Genomic DNA, 20,629 nt, shown 5'->3' with positions numbered 1-20,629 from the left:
CCGGGGCCTTCGCCGTTCTCGTCTGGTTGAGTTCGGGTGACGTACAGAGAGCTGGAACCGTCAAGACGGCTCGGCATTCGCCACCTCGTCGATATAGCGAGTGAGGAATTCCGCGTCGAAGAGGATCGTGTCGTCCTGATGCTCCGGGAGCGGCACGTCATTGATCTCCATGGTCGGTTTATCGACGGATCCGGAGCCCTGGGATGCCTTCTCGGTGGCACCAACGAAGCTCCGGTACTTCATCGTTCTGACCGCGGTGTCGAAGCGCTCGCCACGCAGACCCTCGACACGAGAGGCCAGCGTCAGGAGGTGGGCGTCAGTGACACCTTCGGCCGGCTCCTTGGCATGATCGCCGTAGAGGGCTTCGTGGTACTCCACGAACTTGCCTTCCTCAAGGGCTGCGCGCAGGGCGTTCACGACCTTCTGTGAGGCGATGCCGCTGGAGGCCATGAACGAGTACTGAACCTTCGCTTCCCCTCTCTGAGCCATGCTGCGTAGTTTCGGCCCGGAACCGACGGTTTCGAACTCTTCGCAGGTAGAGCATCGAGGGTCCACATAGAGCTGCACCGTGGTCTTCGCGGCGGGACTTCCGATCACGATGCTCGACCCGTCAGAGCTGAGCGACTCCGGTATGTCTGCGGCCTTGGCGTGGCCCGTGCGTTCTCCGCAGGACGTCGCTGTCAGTCCGAAAGCGGCGATAGCGATCGCGCCCAGAATGCGGTGTTTCAGTAGCAACCATGCTCCCCGTAAGTAGCTAGCCGGGACTCTACGCTGTGGCATGACTCGAGCGGGCAGGTGGCCGGGTCAGTAGTGCAACCTGGCGGAGGGTGCGGCTCTTGCGGCACTTCACGTGGCCAACGTCGGTAGGGACGCCACGTCGATTGGCGAGGGCTTCGCCGGCAGCGTAGAGGTGCTGCCGAGTGGGTCTGCTAGGCGCCTGGACGGCCGCTAGGAAAGAGGCCGCAAGGCCTGGGACCCGCCCCGGGTCTTCTCTCGGTGCTGACCTGGGGCGATGCCACCACGGTCCAGGCCGCGAATAGGCCGCGGCGCCTGTCATACGCCCGCTCCGAGCGGCACACGCCTGCACACGCAAGAAGACCCCGTCCTCAGCGTTCGCGCTGACGGCGGGGTCTTTAGGCACTTCCTGCGAAGTGCCCCCGGCAGGATTCGAACCTGCGCACACGGCTCCGGAGGGCGTGATCGTCGGGCGTCCAATCATGCCGTCTACCTGCGTAAACGCGCGGGCCTCCCATGCCCGCCGCCTTTCTCACACGTTCTGTCGTCTCGGGCCCGGCCGGCGCAGCCCTCAACCTTGGAGTGGATTGGCACGTAGCGCACGCTTGCGGGACATCCCTCACCGTTGGTTAGCTCCGCGACCCTCCCCGCAAGGCAACGTATCCAAGCTGGCGCAATCGCCTCCGTCTGATTGAGCCCTTCCCGGCGCTTGTCGCAGCGGGAATGATCAACCCGAGCGATCTCGCTAGAGCACTGAAGGAGAGCGCATGGCTGAGCGGACTACGCACCTCAACCTTGATCCACGCACCCGCGACTCCCGGAAGATCCACGTCCGGGCTGCCCGCTGGTACGCCACCGTCGAGCTCAACCGCGATAAGTACGTTGATGCAGCGACCTCGCTGGGACACGACCCCGAGCTGCCGACTGCCTTCCTAGAAGCGGTTGACAGGGTGCGAGACGCGTGTACGGACCGCATCTGGTACGACGGCTACCCGGGCAGCTTCTCTTGGGGAGGGGGCTCGCGATGGGTCACTCTGTTCGTTCAGTTCCCGTACGTCGATGCTGCGGTCGAAGCATTGCGTGCAGCTGAGTCGATCGCGACTACAGCCAACTCCACGCGCTCGCCGAACGATTGGCCCTGCCCGTGGATGACTGGCTTGCTCCGGGCGAGCGAGAGCTGATCCGCGGCGTCGACTTTGACGCGCCGCCCAACGCATTCCTGAAGTTTCTGCGAGGCAAGGCCAAGCAATGCGGAGTGAGCCTCAATGGTCGGGCAACTGCTGGGAGCGTGTGGGTTCGCCCGACGCTGTCATCCGCTCAGAAGCAGATTCGGGAGATGTTTCCCGAGCAGTACCCCGGCTGGGTGGACCGTTGGACTGGATATGTCGATTCGGATGATGCACCCATCCGACCGTGGGTGGGCGGCAGCGAGCAGAACCTCAGCTACGGCTCGAAACCCGTACAGTTCCTCGCCGCGCAGACGCATCTCCGGGACGATTGCCCATGTGGCATGCGCCTAGGAGAGACCGCGCACGGCGGCAGAGACCACGCCGCCCATCATGCGCGGTGGGCGTTGGGTATCCAGGTGCCAAAGAACCTCGAATGGTGGAGCGACTTGGCCATCGTGACGACACAGTCGCCGATCACGTGGCGGCGGCTGACGTACAACGTGGCGAGGATGCCGCAGAGGGAGAATCACTACGACTTCGCATCCTGGTCCCACCTAGGTGAGCCCGAAGTGACCCCGGATAACGTGCGTGCGTACCTATTGCAGGCGAACGAGCGCGTCATCGGATACCTGACCGCCCGTGACCTGAACGATCACCGCCGCTGGGATCTGATCGACGGATCAACGTATGGCGCCAGTGACGGCGCTTTGCGCCCCAGCATCGACCTGATCTGGGTGGCGGGCGCCTACCGGCGCCAGGGCGTCGGGGCCACTCTGGTGAGAGCGCTCGCTGCCGACTTCGAGTGCGAGGTGGCTGATGTGTCCTGGTCGGATCCAATCAGTGACGCTGGCCGGCACCTCGCACGTCGGCTCGCACCCGAGGGTATTTGGGTCAACTGACCATCCATGCGCGCTAGCGCCCAGCTCAGGCTCGGTTCGTCACCTAGACCGGACAGCCCGGACAGCTCTCTGTGGAGCTGTCCGGGCTGTTCTTGCTGGTCAGAACGTCAGTCGGACAGTCGGACAGCTGGACACCCCAGCTACGGCAACAGGTGCGCGTTCACAGCGCGCGCAGCGTCGGCGACTTCTGGGAGTTCCAGAACCTCAACGCCTGCCTCACGGAGCATCTCGACGCCGACGCAGTCGGCCACGAGGAGACTCGGCTCCCGCCAGGCGATCACGACGCGACGGATGGGGGACCGGAGGATCAGCTGAGTGCACGTGAGTGGGCGGGAGCGCCGCTCCGAGCAAGGCTCCAGCGTGCTGTAGATCGTGGCCCCGGCGAGGCGGTGATCGTCCACGGGGAGCTTGGCGAGAGCCGACTCCTCAGCGTGGACGTGGGCGTCCGTCTCGCGGGAGTAGCCGTGAGAAAGCTCCTCGCCGTCGTTGCCCACGATGATGGCACCGACCGAGAAGGCACCGTCTGCCGGCGGGCACTTCCGCGAAAGGTCGATAGCCCGCTCCATCCAGGCCCGGTCCTCGGCATTCGTCATGCGGGGCTTCCCTGCTTGGGCAGGTAGCGGAGGAGGACGACGTCGCCGATGGTGCGAGCCTCGGCAAGGTGCATGCGGCGCGTTGAACCTCCGGGATAGCTGGCGGGGTGCAGGAACCGCGGCGCGTCAGCCTCGCCGACTACGAGCGGTGCAATCGCGAGGTGGATCTCGTCGGCAAGGCCCTGGGAGAGGAAGGCCGTGTGAATCTGTCCGCCACCCTCGACCATCAGACGCTCGACGCCGCGTCCGCCCAGATCATCGAGCAAAGCGGCGAAGTCGATGGAGGGCCCCAAGGTCACCACGTCGGCGAGGCCGGTCAGGCGTTCCCGGAGCTTCTCAACCCCGGCGTCGGTCGTGTAGGCGACCTTCTCACCGCCGTGGTGCCAAAACTTCAAGCCAGGGTCCAGGTCCCCACTGGCAGAGATGGTGACCTTCAGCGGGTACGCCGGCTTCCCGGCAGCGACGCGCAGGGCTCGCCGCTCCTCGCTGTTCACCAGGAGCCGCGGGTTATCGGCGCGCATCGTTCCGGCCCCGATCAGGATGGCGTCCGACTCGGCTCGCACCTGGTCGACACGGTCAAAGTCCTCGCTGTTACTGAGGAGGAGCCGATCGGCACTGGTGTCGTCGATGTGGCCGTCGACGGAGGTCGCGACGCTCAGCAGTACGTAGGGGCGGGGCACTGGGAATCTCCTTGGCATCGCTGGGTGAGGTTGGGTGCGACCATCAGGCTTGCTTCAGTACGGCTGCGGTCATGGCGTCTTTGAATTCGGCCACGCTCGGGACCGTACGCCACTGCGTCATGACGTCATCGAGCTGGGCCAGCTCCCGGTTGATGCGAGCTGAGCCGGTTTCCACTCCGATGCTCAGGGCTCGGAGTCCGATAGAGGCGGCCTGCTCAGCCTCCCCTGCAGCGGCCAGGGCCCCGGCTTCCCTGGCAAGGTAGACACCTCGGTCACGGTGGTACCCGGCTGGCAGGCGACCGATGGCACTGCGGAACCCCTCAGCCGCGCCCCAGTGATCCCCGAGGATGGCGAGGCTGTGGGCGCGCTGCACTTCTATGTACGCAGCGTCCAGCCACACACCCCAAGGTGAGCTTGGGTCGGGGTCCATGTTCGCGTGAAGGTTCAGCGCGTGCTCATACGCCTGCTGGGTCATCGACGGATCGCTCCGAAGAGCATGCCCGTGGGCGCCGTATGTCGCCGCGACAACCGCCAAGCGACTTTGAGGAGCGGCTAGGTCTTCTGCGGCCTCCGCGACGTCAACCGCTTCGATCGGATCCCGCATGTCGCCGGCCAGTTGGCTGCGCCTCGCGAGGATGTACGTGGTCAGGTCCGTGTCGCCCGACATGTGAGACGTTTCGAGAGCCTCGCGCATCCAGTGCTGAGCAGCGCGGAAGTCTCCAAGGTCTTGATAGAGCCAGCCGCAGAGTTCGGAGTACTGGGTCTGGAGCTGGAGGAGTTGGCGCCGGTCAGAACCACGTCGGTCGGTCCGGAGTTCCTTGATGGCCGCGATCTGTTGCTGGACGACCGGGATGACGCGGGCTGGACCAAAGCGGTTGTCGTTGTCGATCAGGACCTTACGCGTCGCTTGGAGAAGCTCGATCGGGTTCGCCCCTGACGCACTGAGGCTGGAGGGGAGGGGGTTCCGCGCGGCAGCCGGGAACTCGGAGGCAGCAGCGATCGCCGCCCCGGCTCCGAGCGCGCCGATCAGTGCCCTGCGTGAGAGCGACACGAAGATGATCCTTCCGTCATCGGTTCGTACAGGGACAGAAAGTCCCTCCGAAGACGGTGCCTCGCCATCCGATTCGCCAGCCAGGGGCGCAGGCGGGTTGGACACATGAGTCCTTGGATTGGCCACATGCCGTGTGCGCAGGGCGTCAAGGCTGGCCCCTTGGACGATCGATTCGTGGAGTCGCACCAGCGAGCCGCTCGCGCCCAAGGCGCTGACATACGCACGAACGAGATCGGCAGAGGCGGCTTGATCACCGCGCTCCACCCGCGCCATATAGCTGCTGTTGAACATGATGGCCTTGCCGAGCTTCCCCAGGGATAAGCCCCGCTGGGTCCTCCACGCCCGCATCTCGGCACCGAGGTAGTGCTGTGGGCTGGCATGAGGTGTCAGCTCATTCGGTCGCTGTCCCACTCCGTCCTCCCCGATGAGGCCTATGTGGCCGCCCGTGGGCGGACACATGGCGTATCTGTCGTCGAGTCAAGTCACTTCGCTACAACGGAGGTAGACGCAGATCCCAACCTATCGGCGCAGGTTGGGGCCCTGCATTCCATCCGAGTGAAGGGGCTGGATCGTGACCACGGCAATGGATTGCCAGAAGGGACCGGCGCCACTCCGCTGCCCGGTGAGCCCGGGCGCCGGACTCGCTGGCATGTCACTCGTCACGATGCGCCGCGAGAGCGGCTTGTTCCTCTTCAAGCTTCTTCACTCGCTCGAAGAGGTCGGTGAGTTGGGAGGTGACGTGCTTCATCTGGTCTTGGAGGTCGCGCAAGCCGGCGGCCGCCAGTTGGGCCGAGGGTTCGCCCTTTTTCGCGTCGATCACGTAGGTCCCACTTCCGGGGCGCCCCTCGACGAGTCCGTCCTCCGCAAGTTGCTTGTACGCGCTCTGGACCGTCATGAGTGCGACGCCCAGCCTCTTCGCGAGGCCCTGGGCGCCGGGCAGCCGCGCTCCTGGGCTGTATGTGCCGTCGGCGATGTCGGCCCTGAACTTTGCGGCGATGTCCTTGGCACTCGGGGGCGTATCAAGCTTCCAGTCCATAGCTAAAGCCTATCCAACCTAGGTCACTTCTAGCCTGCTGCTCACAGGCCTTGACCGCAAAGCAACCTAGGTAGCTTCTTCCTCGCCACCAATCGACCTAGGTTGTTTGGTGGTGGCGCTGAGGAGCCCCGTGCGAACGGGAGCCCTGACCAGGGGTTACCGCGCTCTTCAGAAGCCAGCGTTCCTTGACAACTCAACAGCGTGATGAGTTCACCGCCTTTCCAAAAGGCGGTCAGCGCGGCTCAGATCCGCGCAGCCCCGATGGTCTTCGGGCCGGGTTCGATTCCCGGCCGGGGCGCTGGCTCGCACGGCATTGGCCGCGTGAGCCGCCGAGGCAGTCGCCTCTCTCCAAAGACCGCGACTGTCCCGATCTCTGTCCCTTCGAAGCAGGAGAGATCAGTCATGCGTACGTACATCGGCGGTCATCAGGCCGTCAGCAGCAACGACTTCGTGGAACTGGCCCTCGGTACCCCGGTGGAGCTGTGGCTCGGGGTGGAGGGCGAGAGCGAGATGGAGCGCGCGGCCCGGCTGGACGCGGCGCGCGACATCCTCGCCGACAACCCGAACCTGCCGGACGACGTGTCCCGGGTCGCCGCCGAGGCGATCGAGGCGTACGCGCCGGAGCTGTTCAACGTGATCCCGCTGGTCCGGCCGGCGGTCCGCCGGAGCCGTTCCCGGAAGGGAGCGGCGGCATGAGCGCACTGTCAGTGGAGCGGGCGGGGGTTCCGCCGCTGACGCGTCCGGAGATGGGCCTTGCCGGGATCGGCGCGCTCGCCGCGGCCGGTGTCGGTGCGCTGGGGCTGATCTCCTCGTTCGATGCGGTGTCCGCCGCGGCTGCCCGGTGGGGATTCGGCGAGCCGTGGATGCTGCCGGTCGGTATCGACGTGGCGATCCCGGTGTTCACCGTGGCCAACCTGCTGCTGATCCGGATGGACATGGCCCTCGCCTGGGTCCGCTTCGTGCCCTGGGTCCTCACCCTGATCACCTGCGGCCTGAACGTGGCCGCTGGGCACGGGATGTGGGCGAAGGTCGCGCACGGCACGATGCCGCTGCTGTGGGTGGTGTTTTCCGAGATCGGCGCGCACATCTACGCCGTACGGATCGGAGCCGCGACCGGAAAGCGGATGGACAAGATCCGCGCCTCGCGCTGGCTGCTCGCCTTCCCCTCCACCTTCTCGCTGTGGCGCCGGATGACGCTGTGGGAGATCACCTCCTACGCGGACGCTCTCGCCCGGGAGAAGGAGCGGCAGCTCGCCCGCGCCGACCTGCGCGAGCAGTACGGGTGGCGGTGGAGGTCGAAGACACCACGACGCGAGCGCGTCCTGCTCCGCCTCGGTGACCTCGCTCCCGAGGGCACCGAGGCGGAGCCAGTGCCGGAGCCGGAAGTGGTTCCGGAGCCGCCCGTGCCGCCGAGTGAGCCGAAGGAGCGGGCGCCGCGCAAGCGGACCCCGCGCCCGAAGAGGAAGGCGGCGAAGACACCCCGGACCGCAGCCGAGCTGCTCGCTGAAGCTCGCGAGGTGACCGCCGAGTGGGCGGACGACGCGATCAATGCCGAGGCGATCCGGACCGCGCTGCACTGCTCGGCCGCCAACTCCCGCACCCTGCGGGACGCGCTGCTCGCCGAGCGGGCCGACGGCCGGCCGCTGCACTCCATCGACACCACCGAAACCGAGACAGCCGAGGCGGCCGAGGAGGTCGCGGCATGAACACGCTCTTAACTGCCCTGGCCGCTGCCGGGCCGGTCGCGGCCGGTTGGTCCGGCCACGTGCTGTGGCTGCGTCGCAGGCTCCACACCGCGCGCCGTGACCCGCTCACCGGGCTGCAGACCCGTGAGGGGTTCACCCGCCGCGCCACCGCGCTGTTGCGCGATGACCGGGCGGTCGTGATCCTCGCGGACGTTGACCGCTTCAAGCAGATCAACGACCGCCACGGCCACGCCGCAGGGGATGCGTTGCTGAAGGCTACGGCCGAACGGCTCGCCCACTACGTCGGCCCGAACGGCGTCGCCGGACGCCTCGGGGGCGACGAGTTCGCGGCCGTCGTCATCGACACCCACGGCACCGTCGCGGACCTCCTCGCCGTGCTCCATGGCGTACTGGCCCGCCCCGCCGACAACACCAACCCGCAGGTCGCCACCACGGTGTCGCTCGGATGGGTCCGCGCCGCCGACCACCCGGGCGACGACCTCTCCGCACTGCTCGGTCGGGCGGATGAGGCGATGTATGCGGCCAAGCAGGCTCGCGCCGGGGTCCGGCGAGCGGGGCTGGGGCGGCTGTTCGCCACGGTGGCCGGCCGCCGCTCCGGACGCCGAGGCGCCCGCACCGATGCCCCGGCGATCGTGGCGGCTGCCTGATGTCCCCGACGTTCGGCAAGTGTTTCGACCCGACCGGGGCGACGTTCGGGATACCGACCTACCCGTGGCGCTACGCCCCCGACGGCTACGCCACCCGCCGCCAGCTCCGCGCGCTCGGCCTGCGCCCCGGCGGCCAGCCGGTAGCCGCTCAGGTCATGCGTCGCAGCCGCGGACGCAAGACCGGCGTGCTGGTCGGCTACCTCTACCGGATCGACCTCGCCAAGCCCGTCCGGCCGATGACGTCCCGCAAGTGGGGAGCGCTCGCGCTGGCGATGCTCGCCCGCCGTACCTGCCCGCAGTGCCGCGCCGACGCCGGATACGTCATCCCGACCTCCCTCGGCACCTGCGTTCCCTGCGCCTACCCCGACGAACAGCGCGCCGCTTGATCACCTGAGGGGTGCAAACCCTGCCCTTCAGCAAGGGGGTGGAATCCGCCCCCTCTCTCCAGCCGTAACGGGCTGACGATTTCACCGCACGGGCCCGGTCGCCCACCTTCCACAGCACGCGTCCGGGCCCGCCGTTCCCTCCCGAGAGAAGGAAGCTCAGTGAAGCACCCCGACGAAGAGAACGAGTTCTTCAACCGACTCGAAGCTGACATGGCCACCGACTGGTCGCCCGACTCCGGGGCCGACGTGGTCGACCTCGACAAGGCCCGATCCGCCCGCACCGAGTCGACCAACCCCACCATCGACCCGTCGGCCGATCCGAACCCCGAGGGGTCGGGTGGCGAGTCGGGCGACCCGATGGCCCGCCGGTTGGTCGACGGCCCGGAGGTCGCCGGGCCCGGATATCTCGGCCGACTCATCGGCGCGAAGCGGCGAGCGATCGTTCCCGCGTGGCTGCGCTCCACGGCCGAACTCAAGACCGCCGCCAGGTGGGTCGCCTCGCACTACGCCCACCTCGCCGGGTACCACGCGCTCCGCTCCCCGGTCTACGCCGGACGCCTCGCGCTCCAGGCGCCGCGCGGGGCGGCGAAGTTCGTCGGCGGCACGCTGCGGTGGGTCGCCGACCGCGAGGGCGAGCCCGTCCGACTCGCTGCCGTGAGGCGCGAGGACGCGGGGGAGTACCTGAAGCTGTCGCGGCAGCGCGACGGCCGGGTCCGGCTGCGGACCCTGGTCGCCACCCTCGCGACGCTGATCGGCATGGGTGCCGCGCTCGCCCTCTACGTGCTGGCCCCGGGCTGGCTGCAGGCCGTCTCCGTCGGCGCGCTGCTGCTCGCCCTCGGGTCGGCCGGCGGGCAGGCGGATGCTCCGGTGGTCAACCGGGCGGTGGAGGTCACCAAGGCTCCCAAGCTCACCTCGGACATCGTGCTCCGCGCGCTGGGAGCGCTGGGGATCCCGGCGATCAACCAGGCGCAGGGCAAGGGCCGGGACGGGTTCACGTTCACCGCTCCGATCACCCGCGACGGGCCGGGCTGGCGCGCGGAGGGCGACCTCCCGTACGGCGTGACCGTCACGGACGTGATCGAGCGCCGCGATAAGCTCGCCTCCGGCCTGCGCCGTCCGCTCGGGTGTGTGTGGCCCGAGGCCGTTCCGGAGGAGCACACCGGGCACCTCGTTCTGTGGGTCGGGGATCAGGACATGTCGACCGCGAAGAAGCCCGTGTGGCCGCTGCTCAAGGGCGGGGGCACGGACTTGTTCAAGCCGGTCGCCTTCGGCACCGACCAGCGCGGACGCTGGGTGGAGATCACGCTCATGTACATCGCGGCCGTCATCGGCGCGATCCCCCGCATGGGCAAGACGTTCCTCCTGCGGCTGCTGCTCCTGATCGCCGCGCTCGACCCGCGGGCCGAGCTGCACACCTACGACCTGAAGGGCACCGGTGACCTCGACCCGGTCGGTGAGCGGGTCTCGCACCGCCACCGCGCCGGGGACGACGACGAGGACATCGAGTACGCGCTCGCTGACCTGCGCGAACTGCGCGAGGAGCTGCGTCGGCGGGCGAAGATGATCCGCTCGCTTCCGCGGGACATCTGCCCGGAGTCGAAGGTGACCAGCGAGCTGGCGAACAAGAAGAACCTCGGCCTGCACCCGATCGTGGTCGGGGTGGACGAGTGCCAGGTGTGGTTCGAGCACCCCAAGCACGGAGGGGAGTTCGAGGAGATCTGCACCGACCTCGTCAAGCGCGGTCCCGCCACCGGGATCGTGCTGCTGCTCGCCACGCAGCGCCCGGATGCCAAGGCGCTGCCGACCGGGATCAGCGCGAACGCCTCGGCCCGGTTCTGCCTGAAGGTCATGGGCCAGCTGGAGAACGACATGGTCCTGGGCACGTCCAGCTACAAGCGGGGCGTGCGGGCGACGATGTTCTCCTGGAAGGACAAGGGCATCCACTACTTCGTCGGCGAAGGCGCGGACGCCCGGATCGTCTCCTCCGTCTACGTCGACGCCCCGACCGCCGAGACCATCGGCCTGCGGGCCCGCAAGCTCCGCGAGCAGGCCGGCACCCTGTCCGGCCACGCGCTGGGGGAGTCGTTCGAGGACAGCAAGGCCAGCGCGTACGACCTGCTGCGCGACATCCTCGCCGTCGTCCCCGCCGAGGAGCCCAAGGTGTGGAACGAGACCGTCGTTGACCGCCTCGCCGAGCTGCGTCCCGACGTCTACGGCGCCTGGGCCCAGATGGAGCCCGAGGAGAAGACGGCCCAGCTCACCAGCGCCCTGAAGCCGTACGGCATCAAGACCGGGCAGGTGGGGCGCCGGGTGAGCGGCAAGCCCGTCAACAAGAAGGGCTTCGAGCGCTCCCACATCACGGCTGCCATCACGGACCGTGACGGAAAGCGGGACGTGGGCTGACCGTCCGGGGCCGCTAACGATAGCGGGCACCCTCGCTAACGTTAGCGGCCCCGATAGCGGCCCATCTCCACCCTGATCAGGCCGTTAATGGATAGCGGCCTACCTGCGGAAACCCCTGAAACCCGCCCGAGAGGCCCCTGATGCCCCCCTTCCTCGCCGCTAGCGCATGCCTTCTCGTCGTCACGCTGGGTTACGCCGCTCTGTGTGCTGCCTCGCCGTTCGGCCAGTGCCGCAGGTGCGACGGACTCGGCTTCGCCCTGACGCAGACCCGCAAGGGCAAGCCCAAGCGCGGCAAGACCTGCCGCCGCTGCAACGGCCACGGCATCCGCATACGCGCCGGCCGCTGGCTCTACAACCGCGCCGCCCGCATCCACCGCGACGGCACCCGCTGAGACCCCAAGGAGCCCTGCCGTGATGTTCGAGATCTCCGCCGTCCTCCTCTTCGCCGTCGCCTCCGTCTTCGCCGTCAAGACCAAGTCCGCCGGAGCCGGAGCCGCGACCGTCCTGTTCCTCTTCGGCTTCTTCACCGCCGGGACCGGCGCCTACGAGCCCATCACCAACCTCGTGAAGTCCACCGCCACCGCCGTCTCCGACCTCGCCAACTAGCCCAGGGAGCCTGAGATGAACGAACCGATCGTCCACCGCCACTGGCTCGCCCACCTCGCCCCGAAGGCCGCCCCCGCGGTCGCCACGTCCACGGTGCTGATCCTGGGCCGGATCTGGAACGCCAACGGGGCTGAACACTCCGTCGGCAACGCAGCTCTCATGGTCGTGCTCGCCGCCGGAGCCGCGACGGCCGGCGCCTTCGCCTCCGCCGGACGCCGCGGAGACAGCGTCATCGCCGGGACCGCGTTCGCCACCTCCGGAGGGCTCGCGCTTGCCGGAGTCGCCGGATACGCCGACGGGCTTTCGCTCCCTCTGCTGCTTTGGGCGCTGGCCACCGCGATCGCCTACGGGCTCGCCGCCCGCTACTGGCGCACCGACCGCCGCGACACCACCGCCCACGAGCGCCGCACCACTCAACGACGCGAGGACCACGCGCACGTCGAACGGGTCGAAGCCCTCCGGGCTGGAGCACAGATCGAGGTCGCCCGCTCCGGCGCCGCCTACGCCGAGCAGCTCGCCACCGCGCTGCTCACCCGCGCCGCCCTGCCTGGCTTCGACCCCAAGGCCCTCGCGAGCGCCGGACTCCCCGAACTCCCCGCTGCCGAGAGCACCAAGGAGCACTGACCCATGTTCGAGATCCGCATCATCTGCGACCCCGACGACACCGACCGAGTCACCACCGCGCTCGCGGAGACATTCACGACCGGAGCCGTCCGCCGCTCGCCCTCCCGCACCTCGGACAAGGAACGGTTGTACATCACGGCCGAGCACCGCGAGGACACCGCGCAGTGGCCCACGCCGGAGCAGGCGTACGCCAAGGCGCCGAACATCATCAGCGAGATCGGCTGGACCGCACAGCGGGCCCGCGAAGCCCTATGGCCCATCCGCTTCTCGGACATGCGGGAGTTCTGGCTCCGCAAGGCGGCCCTCCTCGACCGCATCGCCCTGGACGTCCGCACGGCCGGTATCCACACGGACGCACCCGAGCTGGCGCTCAACGCCGCCCGCAAACTTCTGGACGTCGACAGCGACGGAGATGGCAACTGCGGCGGCACCCCGTACTGGCCCGAGCACCCCGAGGCCATCGCCGACCCTCGCAGCTACGTCCGCCAGGAATACGCCCACTGGGCCAAGCACCACTAGATACGCCCGAGGCGGTCGCCTCTCTCCAAAGACCGCGACCGCCTCGGTTCTCCGTCCCTTCGACAGAAACAGGAGAACACCAGCATGACCCATCCGAACCAAGTCCGGCGAGACGGCCACCGGCCGCCCACATTGGATGCCGCGCTGGAACTCGCACGGAGTGGCGTACCGGTGCTGCCGCTGCGGGAGGGCAAGGTCCCGTTCGGCAACTGCTGCTCGTGCGCGGACAACGCGTGCGGCGGGCGGCCGAACATGAAGACCCCCGGCACCTGCTCGTGCCCCCGGCCGTGCCACGGCTGGGCCGCCGCTACCACCAACATCAATGTGCTCTCCTCTGCCGCGTGGGCCCCGACGTGGCGCCGGGCTGTGGCTGTGGCCTACCACCCGGCCGGAGCCGGGCTGACGGTCGTCGACCTAGACGACGCCGACGCCATCGCGTGGGCCCGCGCGACCCTGCCCGCGACGCGGATCGTGCCGACGACGCGCGGGGAGCACTGGCTCTACCGGGGAGTGATGCGCTCCGCGAACCACGTAAGGCCGGGCGTGGACGTCAAGTCCCGTATGGCCTACGCCCGCTGGCTCGGAACTGGCACCGGCACCATGACCGAGCTGCCTACCTCCGTCCTCACGCTGGTGGAGAGGGAAGAGACCACCCCGCCCCGCCAGGGGGTGGGCTCTTCGTCTCCAGCCCGCACCACGTGGGACCGGAGCGTTGCAACCGGCTGCCGCCACACCGGCACGTACGTACGCACCGGCCTGGAACGGGGCCTCGCCCGCGTCCTTACTCACCGCGAGACCGGTGCCGGATCGGCCGCATACGGGGTCGCCCGGTTCCTTGCCAGCCAGCACACCGGCTGCCCGGGGCCGTGCGGCCTGGCCGCGATCGGCGAGCAGATCGCCGATGCAGCCATCTCCGTCGGCGTCCCCGCGCCGTACGCCCACCGAGCCGTCACCAACGGCTTTCACGGAGCCCTGGGAGCCACGGTATGAGCGCCGCCGAACAGCCCCGGCTCACACCGACCGCGGGCGCCTCGAAGGGCGCCGCCTGTCAGGGCGTCCTTTCAGCTCTTGGTTCTGACTCGCAGGAAGGCAGGGCAGCAGCATGAGCGCCAACCCGATTCCGCCGCTGCACCTGTACTCCGTCCCGAGCGACCAGCCCGCCCCTGCCGAGGCTCCGCCGAAGCGTGAGCGTCCCCGGACCGCGTGGACCGCCGATCAGCTCATGGCGGCGGACTTCCCCGAGCCGAAATGGGCGGTGCCCGGCATCCTCGCCGAGGGCGTGAGCCTGCTCGCTGGTCCGCCGAAGGTGGGCAAGTCCTGGCTCTCGCTCGGTCTCGGCCTGTCGGTCGCGGCCGGGGGCAACGCCTTCGATTCGGTGCCCGTACAGGGTGGCCCGGTGCTCTACCTCGCCCTGGAGGACACCCCGCGACGCCTCCAGACCCGCATGGGGAAGCTCCTCGGAGGTCAGAAGGCGCCGGGCGGTCTCACTCTCGTGACCGAGTGCCCGCCCTTCCCTCAGGGCGGGGTGGAGGCCATCGCGGGATGGCTCGACCGCAACCCGGACGCCCGCATGGTCGTCATCGACGTCTTCGCCAAGATGCGCGGACAATCCCCGCAGGGCGCATCCGCGTACGACGCGGACTACGTGGCCGTGGGCTACGCCAAGCGGCTCGCCGACCACTACGGCATCGCCGTCGTCCTGGTCCACCACGTTCGCAAGATGGCTTCCGAGGACTTCCTGACCGAAGTCTCCGGCACGAACGGCATCGCGGGCGCCGCTGACGCCACGCTCGTGCTCAAGAGGGCCCGTGGGCAGGCTGACGGGATTCTCCACGTCACCGGTCGCGACGTAGACGAAGCCGAGTACGCGCTCCAGTTTCAAGCCGCTTCGGGGGCCTGGCAATTGCTCGACGGGCCGGTTTCCGACCACACCGTCGGCGATACCCGCGCCGCCATCCTCAAGTTCGTCCGGGGCAACCCCGGGGCGAAGCCGAAGGACATGGCCGCGGCGCTCCCGAACGTCGACGCCGACACCATTCGGCGCACCTGCTCCCGCATGGCCGCCGACGGACAGCTCACGAAGGACGCCGGCGGCCGGTACTTCCCGGACACCCAGAGCCGGACACAGAGCATCCCGCACGTGTCCGAGCTGTCCGACTGTCCGGCCACCCCGTCTGACCAGCCCGAACACCCCGGACAGTCGGAATTCGACCTGTCCGGGCTGTCCGGTGGCCCTTCACTCGGGACGCAAGCCCCGACAACCGGCGGTGAGTCGCGATGATCCGCGACTTACAGCAACGCACGCCCAACTTCCCTCGCGTACAGAAGGAGGCGAGCCGATGAGCTCGACCACCCGCCGGCCGCCCAGCGACGAGATGCTCACCATCGCTCAGGTTGTGGCGGAGATCCGTGTCCCTCTGGCGACCTTCTACCGATGGCGGCAGCTCAGGAAAGGCCCCAAGGCCATCAAGCTGCCCAACGGCTCGGTCCGCATCCGCCGCTCGGAGCTGGAGCGCTGGATCGAGTCCCTGGAGGACGTCGCGTGACCTACCGCAAGACCAGCGAGACCCAGGGCGCCCGCAGCGGCGGGCGCCCGCTCGCGTCCGAAGAACCGAACCTCTCCACTGACGTACGCGTCTGGAAGGTCAGCAAGATCTCCAGCAAGAAGGCTCCCTACCAGCTCCGTTGGGTGGTGGCTGGCAAGGTGTGCCACGCCTCCTTCTCCACGGTGGCTCTGGCGGAGAGCCGCCGCTCGGAACTGTGGCAGGCCATGAAGAGGGGCGAAGCATTCGATGGGGAGTCCGGCCTGCCGGAGTCCGAACTCCGTGCGGCCGCCGCGAGGGAGAACACCAGGCCCGATCCCTCGTGGTGGGACTTCAGCCGCGAATACATGGCGAGCCGGTGGCGCACCGCAGCCGCCAAGACCCGCGAGGGTCTGGCCGACAGCCTGGCTACCGTGGCGCTTGCCATGGTGGGGGAGGGGAAGAAGGCCCCGACCCCGGAGGAGACGCGGCTGGCGATGCGGTGGGCGGTCGTACCCACGCACAAGGGCGAGGAGCCTCCGGAGGAGCTGGCAGCTGCCTGCACGTGGCTCCAGAACCGCTCGCTGCCCCTGTCGTCCCTCGCTGACCCCAAGGTGGTGCGGGATGTCCAGTACCGGCTCTCGTTCAAGCTGGACGACACCCCGGCAGCGGGGGAGACGTACAAGCGCCGTCGCCGCGGCTTCAACACGGCCATGGAGTACGCCATCGAATGCGGCTACCTGGAGGAGAACCCCCTCTTAGGAGTGAAGCGCAAGGGCTCCACCAAGGGTGATGTCGTGGACCCCCGAGTCCTGGTCAACGCCGTCCAGGGCGAGCAGCTCCTCACGGCCGTCTCGTACGTGGGGTCCGTCCACCGGAACCGCGGGCGCCGACTCGTCGCCTTCTTCGCCTGCCAGCTGTATGCGGCGATGCGGCCGGCCGAGGCGGTGGGGCTGCGGAAGAAGGACTGCTACCTCCCCGAGAAGGGATGGGGAACGCTCACCCTCAAAGAGACCAGGCCGGTGTCCGGCAAGAGGTGGACAGACTCGGGACAGCGCCACGACAAGCGCGGGCTCAAGTCCCGGGAGCCAAAGGCGGACCGGCCGGTTCCAATTCCTCCGCCACTGGTCATCATGCTCCGCACGCACATAGCGGAGTTCGGTACGGCACCGGACGGCCGACTCTTCGCCAACGAGCGGGGAGCCGTGCTCGGGACGTCCAGTTACTGGAGGGTCTGGCAGGAGGCTCGACCGATCGCCCTTCCGCCGGAGAAGGTGGATTCCCCGCTCGCCCGCCGGCCGTACGACCTGCGGCACACCTGCATCACGAACTGGCTGAACGCGGGGGTCCCCGTCGCCGAAGTGGCCCGCCGCGCGGGCAACTCGCCCGAGGTCATCCACCGCCGGTACGAGGGCTGCATCGATGGCCATGAGGAGTTGAATAACCGGAAGATCGAGGAGGCGATGGGTTGGAGCCGCTAAGGGCAGCCCCGATCTGTCGCCCGAAACGTTGAGGTGGGGCGGCTCCAGGGCTTACCTGAGCCGCCTCAATTCACTGCAACGCTTGCGTAATTGGAACTGGCAAAGAATACCGACGGAGGTACGGTTCCATGAAGTCGGCGTTGGGTGGGTCGCTGCGCAGCAAGGAAGCGGCGACCGCAATATCCGCAGGATCAGTAAGATTGGCCACTGTGCGTGCGAAAACCTCGCCCACGTAGAAGCGGTTATGACTCCCGCCCACAACTAGGAGTCGGTTAAGGCTCACATGACGCAGAGCCGTGCCGGGCGGCGAGACCTCAAGTATCCGGGCGAAGAAGTTTGCGATTTCATCCGTATAGTGGAATGGATGGCTGCCTGCCGAGTAATCGTCGAACGTTCGAACCATCTGCTCGAAGGCGAACGGATCGCTTTGTATCATCTCCCGCAAGAGTTCACGTGGTAGTGAGGGTGTGAACTCCTTGATGAATACTTCGTCGTCGGAAGCGTCCAGCATTAGGCGTAGGAGAGCCCCGGCGGACTGGGGATGGCCATCCAGTGCTTCCGCCTTTAGCTCGTTGGCGCGAATGGTAGGTGGTGCGACCTCGTCGTCAGGCGCCGACAGTAGCTCCAACTCCCTGCGCAGCTCCTGCACTGAACGGAAGCGTTCACTAGGCTCCTCGGCGACGCAGCGACTTACCAGGTAGCGGAACTTGAGGTCGAGCTTGCTGATTCGAGCGCGAGGGAAGGGGACTTCACCGGTGAGGCAGTGATAGAGGATTTGCCCGATCGCATAAATGTCGGCAGCGGCCGTGACGGCGTGCGCGTCATCGAACTGCTCGGGCGCCATGTAGGCGAGTGACCCCAACGCGGTATTGGCGCGAGTGATGGTCGCGCTTTCGGAGGTGATGCGTCTGCATAGTCCGAAATCAGAAATTACCCAACGGCCTTCCAAGTAGAGCAGGTTGGCGGGCTTAAGGTCCCGGTGAAGCACTCCTTGCTGATGGGCGTGCTCTACGGCGTAAAGTACATCCGCAAGGATGGCGACCGTTTCGTCGGCAGGTATCGGCCCCAACTTGAGGAGATCGTCCAGTGAGCCTTCGGCGACGGGCATGACAAAGAAGGGGTTATCCCGCTTCAGATTCATTGCAATGATCGGCATGATTCCGGGGTGCTTCAACGACGACTGGTATCTTGCCTCGCGCTCGAAGCGCTTGCGGTCGTCGGAGCCAGGGGTCATGTCCAGAGAGTCAAGCGGAAACTTCATGATCACTTCGGCGCCTGTGTCGAGGTAGATCGCGCGCCAAACTACGCCGTAGCCACCCCCACCCAGCCGTTCCGTCTTCTTGAATCTCGGCATGAACCCTCCCGCCCCAGATGCGTTCAGGCGAGTCTAGGGCGGTGACGGGTCCATGGCAGGGCTTCGTGGGCGGTAGGGGAGGGCGCCTGGGAGGGCAGCGGCCCACACGCCACTCACACGGGACCAGTGATAGACAACGACAAAGAGCCGGACCCAGTGGGACTGGGTCCGGCTCTTGATGTCTGGCACTTCCGCAGGTCAGCGGGTTGATCACGCTGGTCCGGCTTCTGTGCCCCCGGCAGGATTCGAACCTGCGCACACGGCTCCGGAGGCCGTTGCTCTATCCCCTGAGCTACGGGGGCGTCCGCCGCGTTCGGCGGCGACGGGTAGAACCCTACCAGCATCCGGGGGATGGCTGTGAACAGGTATTTCCGTCGCGTCACCAGGGTCCCGTTCCCCCTCACGGGTCGGAAGTGGGCAAAACCCGGACGCAGCCACTTCCGGCGACCTACTCTCGTTCGTGTGTCAGGCGTGTCCGGCCGCGTGCTCGTTGTCGATGACAACCGAGTGATCCGGCAGTTGATCAGGGTCAATCTCGAGCTCGAGGGCTTCGAGGTCGTGACCGCGGCCGATGGTGCCGAGTGTCTGGATGTCGTGCATCAGGTTTGTCCTGATGTCGTCACCCTCGACGTCGTCATGCCCCGGCTCGACGGGTTGAAGACCGCGGAGCGGTTGCGGTCCGATCCGCGGACCAGTCATGTGCCGGTGGCGATCGTCAGCGCCTGTACCCCGTACGAGGTGGACGGCGGCGTCGCCACCGGGGTCGACGCGTTTCTGGCCAAGCCCTTCGAACCCGCCGACCTCGTTCGCGTCGTGCGGCAGCTCATGCATCGGGACCGGCGGGAGCGCGGCGAGCGGCGCGACGGACAGGAGGGGCCGTCTTCCGTCGACGGCGGCAGCAGACACGGGGCCGGGTGGGCGGGGAGCCCTAGCGGATCCCACTAGCGGACCCCACTAGTGGATGCCACTAGCGGATCGCACGAGCGGCTCCCACCAGCAGGTCGCACCAGCCGCTAGCCGCCCCATGAGTGGAGCCCCAAAGCCGGCGGGTCCCGCCGACCCGCCCCACCCGGCCCCCAGCCCCACCCCCGCCCCCCCCGAAATCCCGCATCGCGAAACCCGTTCGCGTACCCACCCCCCCTCTCCCATACGCTTGTCCCGTGACCCCCGCGGACCTCTCCCTCACCGTGCTGCGCGCCGTGCGCAGCGCGGTCGACGACGGTGTGCTCGCGATTCCCGCCGCCGACGTGCCGCGGGCGGTCAAGGTCGAGCGGCCGCGGCCGGGTGGGCACGGGGACTACGCCAGTAGCGTCGCGCTCTCCCTCGCCCGGGCCGCCGGACGCGCGCCGATCGATGTCGCCGAGGTGTTGCGGGAGCGGCTCCGTCGCAGTCCCGGGATCGGGGCCGTCGACATCTCCGGGCCCGGCTTCCTCAACTTCACCCTCCGTGACGATGCCCAGCTGGACCTCGTACGCCACATCCTCGCGATCGGACCGAAGTACGGCCGGCGGCCGCCGACGGGGGAGCGGGACCAGCCCTGCTACCGCGCCGACGTCCGGGCCGCCGTCACCGCCGACGCGGTGCGGCGGATCCTCGTCTCGCAGGGCGTGCTCGTTCGCACCGGCTGCGAGGACGCCGCCGACCCCGACTGGGCCCTGCTCGGGGTACGGATCGAGGCCCAGGGCAGCCGCGGCCACCTGCCCACCGACATCGCCCCGCTGCCCGTCCCGTACACCGCGCGGGAGCTGCTGGGGCGGCTCGGGGTCGACGCCGCCCGCTGGGGACTGCTCTCCGCCGCCGCGCACGACCAGGCCCGGCTCGGCGACGAGCTCCTCCACCAGCACGAGGGCAACCCCCTCTTCCGTGTCCGGTACGCCCACTCCCGTACCCGGGCCCTCCTCCGTAACGCCGAGCAGCTGGGATTCCACAGCGCGGCCGAGCGACACGTCGAGGACGGGCAGACGCTTGCCGGACTCCTCGGCGACCACCCCCTCGTCCTCGCCTCCGCCGCCCGCCTCCGCGCCCCCGACCGGGTCGCCCGGCACCTCGAGGCCACCGCCGACGCACTGCTCGACTTCCAGCACACCGTGCTGCCCCTCGGCGACGAGAAACCCTCGGCCGCCCACCGTTCCCGGCTCGCGCTCGCCGAAGCCGCCGGGACGGTGCTCGCCGGTGGCCTCGCCCTGCTCGGCATCAGCGCACCCGATCAGATGTGAAA

At 68.2% G+C, this 20,629-nt stretch carries 23 protein-coding genes and 1 tRNA gene; 17 read left to right on the top strand and 7 right to left on the bottom strand.

Annotation, left to right across the window (positions count from 1 at the left end; all coding sequences use genetic code 11):
- Positions 1-60 precede the first annotated feature (60 nt).
- A complete protein-coding gene (locus tag ACF06X_RS21080; RefSeq protein WP_392288783.1) occupies positions 61-735 on the bottom strand; it encodes a DsbA family protein in 675 nt (224 codons plus the stop codon).
- A 767-nt stretch (positions 736-1,502) separates the two neighbouring features.
- On the opposite strand from ACF06X_RS21080, the gene ACF06X_RS21075 reads away from it, so the two are divergent.
- Both ACF06X_RS21075 and ACF06X_RS21070 read left to right on the top strand, forming a co-directional pair.
- Positions 1,503-1,916, top strand: a complete 414-nt coding sequence (locus ACF06X_RS21075) for a hypothetical protein (RefSeq protein WP_392288782.1) — start codon at positions 1,503-1,505, stop codon at positions 1,914-1,916.
- Positions 1,880-2,803: a GNAT family N-acetyltransferase gene (locus ACF06X_RS21070; RefSeq protein WP_392288781.1), complete on the top strand. Its 924-nt coding sequence runs from the start codon at positions 1,880-1,882 to the stop codon at positions 2,801-2,803. Before ACF06X_RS21075 ends, ACF06X_RS21070 begins: the two co-directional genes overlap by 37 nt.
- A 140-nt stretch (positions 2,804-2,943) precedes the next feature.
- Here ACF06X_RS21070 and ACF06X_RS21065 read toward each other — a convergent pair whose 3' ends face one another.
- From ACF06X_RS21065 to ACF06X_RS21050, 4 genes are all read right to left on the bottom strand, one after another.
- Positions 2,944-3,396 carry a deaminase gene (locus ACF06X_RS21065; protein WP_392288780.1) on the bottom strand — a complete coding sequence of 151 codons (453 nt, stop codon included), beginning with the start codon at positions 3,394-3,396 and terminating at the stop codon, positions 2,944-2,946.
- The gene (locus ACF06X_RS21060) at positions 3,393-4,076 is read right to left on the bottom strand and encodes a RibD family protein (RefSeq protein WP_392288779.1); all 684 of its coding nucleotides are present in this window, start codon (positions 4,074-4,076) and stop codon (positions 3,393-3,395) included. The genes ACF06X_RS21065 and ACF06X_RS21060 overlap by 4 nt, the downstream gene beginning before the upstream one ends.
- Before the next feature lie 43 nt (positions 4,077-4,119).
- Entirely contained in the window at positions 4,120-5,475 is a 1,356-nt protein-coding gene (locus ACF06X_RS21055; RefSeq protein WP_392289034.1) for a helix-turn-helix domain-containing protein, read from the bottom strand.
- Between the two features lie 304 nt (positions 5,476-5,779).
- A complete protein-coding gene (locus tag ACF06X_RS21050; protein WP_392288778.1) occupies positions 5,780-6,163 on the bottom strand; it encodes a GntR family transcriptional regulator in 384 nt (127 codons plus the stop codon).
- Positions 6,164-6,565: 402 nt separating this feature from the next.
- Here ACF06X_RS21050 and ACF06X_RS21045 point away from each other — a divergent pair, with 402 nt between their 5' ends.
- The 13 genes from ACF06X_RS21045 to ACF06X_RS20985 all read left to right on the top strand — a co-directional run bounded on the left by ACF06X_RS21045 (position 6,566) and on the right by ACF06X_RS20985 (position 17,057).
- Positions 6,566-6,859, top strand: a complete 294-nt coding sequence (locus ACF06X_RS21045) for a hypothetical protein (protein ID WP_392288777.1) — start codon at positions 6,566-6,568, stop codon at positions 6,857-6,859.
- Positions 6,856-7,869, top strand: a complete 1,014-nt coding sequence (locus ACF06X_RS21040; protein ID WP_392288776.1) for a DUF2637 domain-containing protein — start codon at positions 6,856-6,858, stop codon at positions 7,867-7,869. The genes ACF06X_RS21045 and ACF06X_RS21040 overlap by 4 nt, the downstream gene beginning before the upstream one ends.
- Positions 7,866-8,516 carry a GGDEF domain-containing protein gene (locus ACF06X_RS21035; protein WP_392288775.1) on the top strand — a complete coding sequence of 217 codons (651 nt, stop codon included), beginning with the start codon at positions 7,866-7,868 and terminating at the stop codon, positions 8,514-8,516. The genes ACF06X_RS21040 and ACF06X_RS21035 overlap by 4 nt, the downstream gene beginning before the upstream one ends.
- Positions 8,516-8,902: an RRQRL motif-containing zinc-binding protein gene (locus tag ACF06X_RS21030; protein ID WP_392288774.1), complete on the top strand. Its 387-nt coding sequence runs from the start codon at positions 8,516-8,518 to the stop codon at positions 8,900-8,902. The genes ACF06X_RS21035 and ACF06X_RS21030 overlap by 1 nt, the downstream gene beginning before the upstream one ends.
- A 159-nt stretch (positions 8,903-9,061) precedes the next feature.
- Positions 9,062-11,305: a cell division protein FtsK gene (locus ACF06X_RS21025; protein ID WP_392288773.1), complete on the top strand. Its 2,244-nt coding sequence runs from the start codon at positions 9,062-9,064 to the stop codon at positions 11,303-11,305.
- 140 nt (positions 11,306-11,445) lie between these two features.
- Positions 11,446-11,697, top strand: coding sequence for a hypothetical protein (locus ACF06X_RS21020; RefSeq protein WP_392288772.1), 252 nt, complete (start codon positions 11,446-11,448; stop codon positions 11,695-11,697).
- 22 nt (positions 11,698-11,719) lie between these two features.
- Complete coding sequence (locus ACF06X_RS21015; protein WP_392288771.1) at positions 11,720-11,911, top strand: hypothetical protein; 192 nt, start codon at positions 11,720-11,722, stop codon at positions 11,909-11,911.
- Positions 11,912-11,926: 15 nt separating this feature from the next.
- Complete coding sequence (locus ACF06X_RS21010) at positions 11,927-12,535, top strand: hypothetical protein (protein ID WP_392288770.1); 609 nt, start codon at positions 11,927-11,929, stop codon at positions 12,533-12,535.
- 3 nt (positions 12,536-12,538) lie between these two features.
- A complete protein-coding gene (locus tag ACF06X_RS21005; RefSeq protein ID WP_392288769.1) occupies positions 12,539-13,054 on the top strand; it encodes a hypothetical protein in 516 nt (171 codons plus the stop codon).
- An 84-nt stretch (positions 13,055-13,138) separates the two neighbouring features.
- Complete coding sequence (locus ACF06X_RS21000; protein WP_392288768.1) at positions 13,139-14,044, top strand: bifunctional DNA primase/polymerase; 906 nt, start codon at positions 13,139-13,141, stop codon at positions 14,042-14,044.
- A 112-nt stretch (positions 14,045-14,156) separates the two neighbouring features.
- Entirely contained in the window at positions 14,157-15,335 is a 1,179-nt protein-coding gene (locus tag ACF06X_RS20995) for an AAA family ATPase (RefSeq protein ID WP_392288767.1), read from the top strand.
- 58 nt (positions 15,336-15,393) lie between these two features.
- Positions 15,394-15,600 (top strand): helix-turn-helix transcriptional regulator, encoded by a 207-nt coding sequence (locus ACF06X_RS20990; protein WP_392288766.1) that lies wholly within the window; start codon positions 15,394-15,396, stop codon positions 15,598-15,600.
- Positions 15,597-17,057, top strand: a complete 1,461-nt coding sequence (locus ACF06X_RS20985) for a tyrosine-type recombinase/integrase (RefSeq protein WP_392288765.1) — start codon at positions 15,597-15,599, stop codon at positions 17,055-17,057. Before ACF06X_RS20990 ends, ACF06X_RS20985 begins: the two co-directional genes overlap by 4 nt.
- A gap of 70 nt (positions 17,058-17,127) precedes the next feature.
- On the opposite strand, the gene ACF06X_RS20980 is transcribed toward ACF06X_RS20985, so the two are convergent.
- Complete coding sequence (locus tag ACF06X_RS20980) at positions 17,128-18,411, bottom strand: serine/threonine-protein kinase (RefSeq protein ID WP_392288764.1); 1,284 nt, start codon at positions 18,409-18,411, stop codon at positions 17,128-17,130.
- Between the two features lie 230 nt (positions 18,412-18,641).
- A tRNA-Arg gene (locus ACF06X_RS20975) sits at positions 18,642-18,713 on the bottom strand.
- A gap of 169 nt (positions 18,714-18,882) precedes the next feature.
- Between ACF06X_RS20975 and ACF06X_RS20970 the strand changes: the two genes are divergently transcribed.
- Positions 18,883-19,356: a response regulator gene (locus ACF06X_RS20970; protein WP_392289033.1), complete on the top strand. Its 474-nt coding sequence runs from the start codon at positions 18,883-18,885 to the stop codon at positions 19,354-19,356.
- 215 nt (positions 19,357-19,571) lie between these two features.
- Positions 19,572-20,627 (top strand): ArgS-related anticodon-binding protein NrtL, encoded by a 1,056-nt coding sequence (gene nrtL / locus ACF06X_RS20965; protein ID WP_392288763.1) that lies wholly within the window; start codon positions 19,572-19,574, stop codon positions 20,625-20,627.
- Positions 20,628-20,629 lie beyond the last annotated feature (2 nt).

This window comes from Streptomyces sp. NPDC015346 (assembly GCF_043078785.1).
In the GTDB taxonomy this organism is placed as follows: Bacteria; Actinomycetota; Actinomycetes; order Streptomycetales; family Streptomycetaceae; genus Streptomyces.
Note: the sequence above shows the minus strand (reverse complement) of the source record. Positions and strands in the feature narration are given on the sequence as shown.